This window comes from Streptomyces viridosporus (assembly GCF_002078235.1).
GTDB lineage: Bacteria > Actinomycetota > Actinomycetes > Streptomycetales > Streptomycetaceae > Streptomyces > Streptomyces viridosporus.
Genome location: NZ_MSGP01000814.1, coordinates 1 through 5,320, shown reverse-complemented (window position 1 = coordinate 5,320; position 5,320 = coordinate 1). Strand labels below are relative to the sequence as shown.

The following is a 5,320-nucleotide window of genomic DNA, read 5'->3' as shown; positions in this document are numbered from 1 at the left end:
TCGTTGTAGCAGAGCTTGGCGTTCGGGTCGGCCGCGCGGGCGGTGCGGAACGCCTCCTCGATGAAGCCGTTGCCGAGCTTGTCCTGGAAGGGCGAGCTGCGCCGGGCGCCGCTGCCGCCGTCCTGGAACGCCTCGTTGACCACGTCCCAGGAGTGGATCTTGCCCTTGTAGTGGGTCATGACCTGGGTGATGTGGTGGTTCATGGCCGACCGGAGGTCGGTGGCGCCGAGCCCGGAGACCCAGCCCGGCAGCTGGGAGTGCCACACCAGGGTGTGCCCGCGGACGTCCATGCCCCGGCTCTGGGCGTGGTTCACGATCCGGTCGGCCGAGCCGAAGCTGAAGGAGCCGCGGCTCGGTTCGAGGGCGTCCCACTTCATCTCGTTCTCCGGCGTCACCGAGTTGAACTCGGTGTTCAGCGTGGCGACGTACTGCGCCTCGCTCAAGCGGTTCGCGGCGACCGCGGCGCCGAAGTAGCGGCCCTTCTCGGCGGCCGCCGCGCCCAGGGTGTCGGCGGCGTGGGCGGTCTGGGGGAGTGCCGCGAGCGCGGTGGCGGTGAGCAGGGCGGTGGTGGCGACGCTCAGGGCGGCGCGCAGGCGGCCTCTGCCTCCGGCGGCCCTGGATCCGGCTCCGGGTGCGGCTTCGGCTCTGTTTTCGATCATGGGCATGTCATCCCTTTTCCGGTGGGGTCCCGTGGTGCGGATGGCGGGGATCGTCTGCCGTGCTGGTGTTTCGAAAATTTCGGACTCGGTTCCGAATGGCTGCGGAGACGATACGGAGGGAGGGAGGGGTGGTCAACCGTTCGCACGCGACCGATTCCGGTATGGCCGAAGCGACACCGCCAAGGGGGAAGGGGTTCACCGACGGGCGATCGGCGAAAGTTTCGTCAGGGGGTCCCGGTTCCCTTCGGAGCCGCCAGGTCCATCAGGCGGCACGCCGTCTCGATATCGCTCTTCACCTGGGCGATGGAGGCACGGCCCGAGAGCCAGGTGATCAGCGTCGAGTGCCAGGTGTGCTCGATGACGCGGACCGCGGCGAGCTGGTCGGGCGTGGGGTCGGTGAGGCCCACGGCGTCCAGGATGATCGCCGTGGTCTGCCGGGAGACCTGGTCGACCTCCGGGCTCACGCTGCGGTCCGCGAAGGTCAGGGCGCGCACCATGGCGTCGGCCAGGTGCGGCTCGCGCTGGAGCGCGCGGAAGGCCCGCATCAGGGTCTCGGCGGCCCGTTCGGCCGCGGTCTCGCCGGCCGGCGGCTTCTTCCGCAGGGTGGCGTGCAGGTGCTCCAGCTGGTCCTGCATCGTGGCGACCAGCAGATGGACCTTGGACGGGAAGTAGCGGTACAGCGTGCCGAGCGCCACCTGGGAGGACTCCGCGACCTCGCGCATCTGCACCGCGTCGAAGCCGCCCCGGCCGGCCAGCCGGGCGCTCGCGCGCAGGATGCGCCGCCGGCGCGCCTCCTGCCGCTCGGTGAGCGGTGAGGCCGGGGTGGCGCGCGGCGCGCGCGCCTCCGTCCTCGCCGCCCGGTCCGCCCCGCCTGCCGTGGCCGCCTTGTCTGCTGTGGCCGTCTCGGCCGCCTTGGCCGCCTTGGCCGCCTTGTCCCTGTTGGCTTCCGCGGGCATGGGTCCCGTCCGTGACAGTCGGTGAGGATGGATGATCAGACAGCATGGCACGCCGTCCGTCGTGGCGTGAATCACCTGATCCACTGCTCACAGCGCCCCTACCTGCCGGTAGATTCAAAGCCTCTGAACGATCAACTCTGAAACTTGTTCTAGATGAGCGTCCCGACGTAGTCTCGCGGGACAGTGCAGGGAGAAGGGGGCCCAGAGTGACCGCTGAGGCCAGTCAGGCCGGGCCCTCGGAAGGACCCGCATCCGACGGCTTGCGACCGCTCCGCATCGCACTCCTCACCTACAAGGGAAACCCGTTCTGCGGCGGGCAGGGCGTCTACGTACGCCATCTCTCGCGCGAGCTGGCCCGCCTCGGGCACCGCGTCGAGGTCATCGGCGCCCAGCCCTACCCCGTCCTCGACGAGGGGTACGACGGGCTGCGCCTCACCGAGCTGCCCAGCCTCGACCTCTACCGCCAGCCGGACCCCTTCCGCACCCCGAAGCGCGACGAGTACCGCGACTGGATCGACGCGCTCGAGGTCGGCACGATGTGGACCGGCGGCTTCCCCGAGCCGCTGACGTTCTCCCTGCGCGCCCGCCGCCACCTGCGCTCCCGGCGCGGCGACTTCGACGTCGTCCACGACAACCAGACGCTCGGCTACGGCCTGCTCGGCGACGTCGGCGCCCCCCTGGTGACCACCGTCCACCACCCCATCACCGTCGACCGGCAACTGGAGCTGGACGCCGCCGGGAGCTGGCAGCGCCGGTACGCGGTGCGCCGCTGGTACGCCTTCACCCGGATGCAGAAGCGGGTGGCGCGCCGCCTGCCGTCCGTGCTCACCGTCTCCGGCACCTCCCGCCAGGAGATCATCGACCACCTCGGCGTACGGCAGGACCGGATCCACGTCGTCCACATCGGCGCCGACACCGACCTGTTCGCGCCGGACCCGTCGGTGCCGGTGGTGCCGGGCCGGATCGTGACCACCTCCAGCGCGGACGTGCCGCTCAAGGGCCTGGTCTTCCTCGTCGAGGCGCTCGCGAAGGTCCGCACCGAGCATCCGGAGGCCCACCTCGTCGTGGTCGGCAAGCGGCCCGCGGAGGGGCCCGTCGCCCGGGCGATGGAGCGGTACGGGCTCGAGGGCGCCGTCGAGTTCGTCAAGGGCATCTCGGACGCCGAACTCGTCGACCTCGTGCGCTCGGCGCAGGTCGCGTGCGTGCCGTCGCTCTACGAGGGCTTCTCGCTCCCGGCCGCCGAGGCGATGGCCACGGGCACCCCGCTGCTCGCCACGACCGGTGGCGCGATCCCCGAGGTCGCCGGCCGCGACGGGGAGACGTGCCTCGCCGTGCCGCCCGGTGACGCGGGGGCGCTGGCCGCCGGGCTCACCAGGCTGCTGGGCGACGCGGACCTGCGGGCGCGGCTCGGGGCGGCCGGACGCGAGCGGGTGCTGCGGCACTTCACCTGGGCGCGGGCGGCCGAGGGCACGGTGGCCCGCTACCGCGAGGCGATGGCCCGTGCGGGCGGCCGTGACACCGCGGACGCCCGGACCGCGGGCACGGTCCGGCGCGGCTCCGCGCCGCAGCCCGCCGACCGCTCCGCGACCACGCCGCCCGGTCGCCCGGCGGCCCCCGCGGACAGGGGCGCCGCGCCCGGCATCCCCGCGGACCCGGGCGCCGTGTCCGTGACCACAGCAGAAACCTCAGACCGCGAAAGCAGGGCCACGTGCTGACCGTCGACTTCTCCCGGTTCCCGCTCGCCCCGGGCGACCGTGTCCTGGACCTCGGCTGCGGGGCCGGCCGGCACGCGTTCGAGTGCTACCGGCGCGGCGCGCGGGTCGTGGCGCTGGACCGGAACGGCGAGGAGATCCGCGAGGTCGCCCAGTGGTTCGCGGCGATGAAGGAGGCCGGGGAGGCCCCCGCCGGGGCCACCGCGACCGCCATGGAGGGCGACGCCCTCGCCCTGCCCTTCCCCGACGAGTCCTTCGACGTCGTGATCATCTCCGAGGTGATGGAGCACATCCCGGACGACAAGGGCGTCCTCGCGGAGATGGTGCGGGTGCTCAAGCCCGGCGGCCGGATCGCGATCACCGTCCCGCGCTACGGCCCGGAGAAGGTGTGCTGGACGCTGTCCGACGCCTACCACGAGGTCGAGGGCGGTCACATCCGCATCTACCGGGCGGACGAGCTGCTGGCGAAGATCCGCGAGGCCGGCCTGCGCCCCTACGGCACCCACCACGCGCACGCGCTGCACTCGCCGTACTGGTGGCTGAAGTGCGCGTTCGGCGTGGACAACGACAAGGCGCTGCCGGTGCGGGCGTACCACAAGCTGCTGGTCTGGGACATCATGAAGAAGCCGCTGGCCACCCGGGTCGCCGAACGGGCGCTGAACCCGGTGATCGGCAAGAGCTTCGTGGCGTACGCGACCAAGCCGCACCTGCCGCGCGCCGAGGCCGAGGCGGACGCCACGTGACCACCCCCCGGACTCCTCGGACGGAGCACCTCGTCCTGCCCGGGGTCCTCACCGACGGGCAGGCCGCCGCGACCGTCGCCGGCATCCTCGCCGTGCAGCGGGAGGACGGCGCGATCCCGTGGTTCCGCGGGCACCACCTGGACCCCTGGGACCACGTCGAGGCCGCGATGGCGCTGGACACGGCCGGCGAGCACGAGGCCGCCGAGCGGGCCTACCTGTGGCTGGCCCGGCACCAGTTGGAGGACGGCTCCTGGTACGCCGCCTACGCCGACGGCGACCCGCACGACGTCACCGACCGCAGCCGCGAGACCAACTTCGTCGCCTACATCGCGGTCGGCGTCTGGCACCACTACCTCTCCACCGGCGACGACACGTTCCTGGACCGCATGTGGCCCTCCGTGTGCGCGGCGGTGGAGTTCGTGCTGCGGCTGCAGCAGCCCGGCGGGCAGATCGGCTGGCGGCGCGACGACGACGGCACGGCCGTCGCGGACGCGCTGCTCACCGGCTCCTCGTCCATCCACCACGCGCTGTGCTGCGCGCTGGCCATCGCCGAGCAGCGCGAAGAGCCGCAGCCCGACTGGGAGTTGGCGGCGGGCGCGCTCCGGCACGCGATCCGGCACCACCCGGAGCGGTTCCTGGACAAGGACCGCTACTCGATGGACTGGTACTACCCGGTGCTCGGCGGCGCGCTCACCGGCGCCGAGGCCAAGGCCCGCATCGAGGAGGGCTGGGACCGCTTCGTCGTGCCCGGACTCGGGGTGCGCTGCGTGGTGCCCAACCCGTGGGTGACCGGCGGTGAGTCGGCCGAACTCGCCCTGGCCCTCTGGGCGATGGGCGAGTCCGACCGCGCGCTGGAGGTGCTCCAGTCGATCCAGCACCTGCGCGATCCGGAGACCGGCCTGTACTGGACGGGCTACGTCTTCGACGACGGGGCGATCTGGCCGCGGGAGCTGACCACCTGGACGGCCGGCGCCCTGCTGCTGGCCGTCGCCGCACTCGGCGGCCACGAGGCCACCTGCGCGGTGTTCGGCGGCGACCACCTGCCCCGGGGCCTCGACCCGGACTGCTGCGCCCTGACCTGAGGAGGGGGGCCCCGGGCCTTCGGGCCTCCGGGCCTTCGGGCCTCCGAGTCCCGACCCCGGACCCCCGGGTCACGCGGTCGGCCGTCCGGTCGGCCGGGTCCGGGGGTGTTCCGGGGGTGCGGGGTCGGTGGGTGTGGGGTCAGGGGCGGCGGAGGCGGCCCGCGATGG

Annotated in this window: 5 protein-coding genes; 3 read left to right on the top strand and 2 right to left on the bottom strand. The window is 73.1% G+C overall.

Going from position 1 to position 5,320, the window contains the following annotated elements; all coding sequences use genetic code 11:
* Nucleotides 1-665: endo-1,4-beta-xylanase (locus B7L92_RS37820; protein ID WP_174704085.1), on the bottom strand; the 665-nt coding region annotated here is incomplete at its 3' end.
* A gap of 218 nt (nt 666-883) precedes the next feature.
* Nucleotides 884-1,615, bottom strand: a complete 732-nt coding sequence (locus B7L92_RS37815; RefSeq protein WP_081241613.1) for a TetR family transcriptional regulator — start codon at nt 1,613-1,615, stop codon at nt 884-886.
* Nucleotides 1,616-1,821: 206 nt separating this feature from the next.
* On the opposite strand from B7L92_RS37815, the gene B7L92_RS37810 reads away from it, so the two are divergent.
* From B7L92_RS37810 to B7L92_RS37800, 3 genes are read left to right on the top strand one after another with little or no spacing between them, the layout of a single operon-like run.
* The gene (locus tag B7L92_RS37810) at nt 1,822-3,330 is read left to right on the top strand and encodes a glycosyltransferase family 4 protein (protein ID WP_081241612.1); all 1,509 of its coding nucleotides are present in this window, start codon (nt 1,822-1,824) and stop codon (nt 3,328-3,330) included.
* A complete protein-coding gene (locus B7L92_RS37805; RefSeq protein WP_081241611.1) occupies nt 3,324-4,070 on the top strand; it encodes a class I SAM-dependent methyltransferase in 747 nt (248 codons plus the stop codon). The genes B7L92_RS37810 and B7L92_RS37805 overlap by 7 nt, the downstream gene beginning before the upstream one ends.
* A complete protein-coding gene (locus B7L92_RS37800) occupies nt 4,067-5,152 on the top strand; it encodes a prenyltransferase/squalene oxidase repeat-containing protein (protein WP_081241610.1) in 1,086 nt (361 codons plus the stop codon). The genes B7L92_RS37805 and B7L92_RS37800 overlap by 4 nt, the downstream gene beginning before the upstream one ends.
* Nucleotides 5,153-5,320 lie beyond the last annotated feature (168 nt).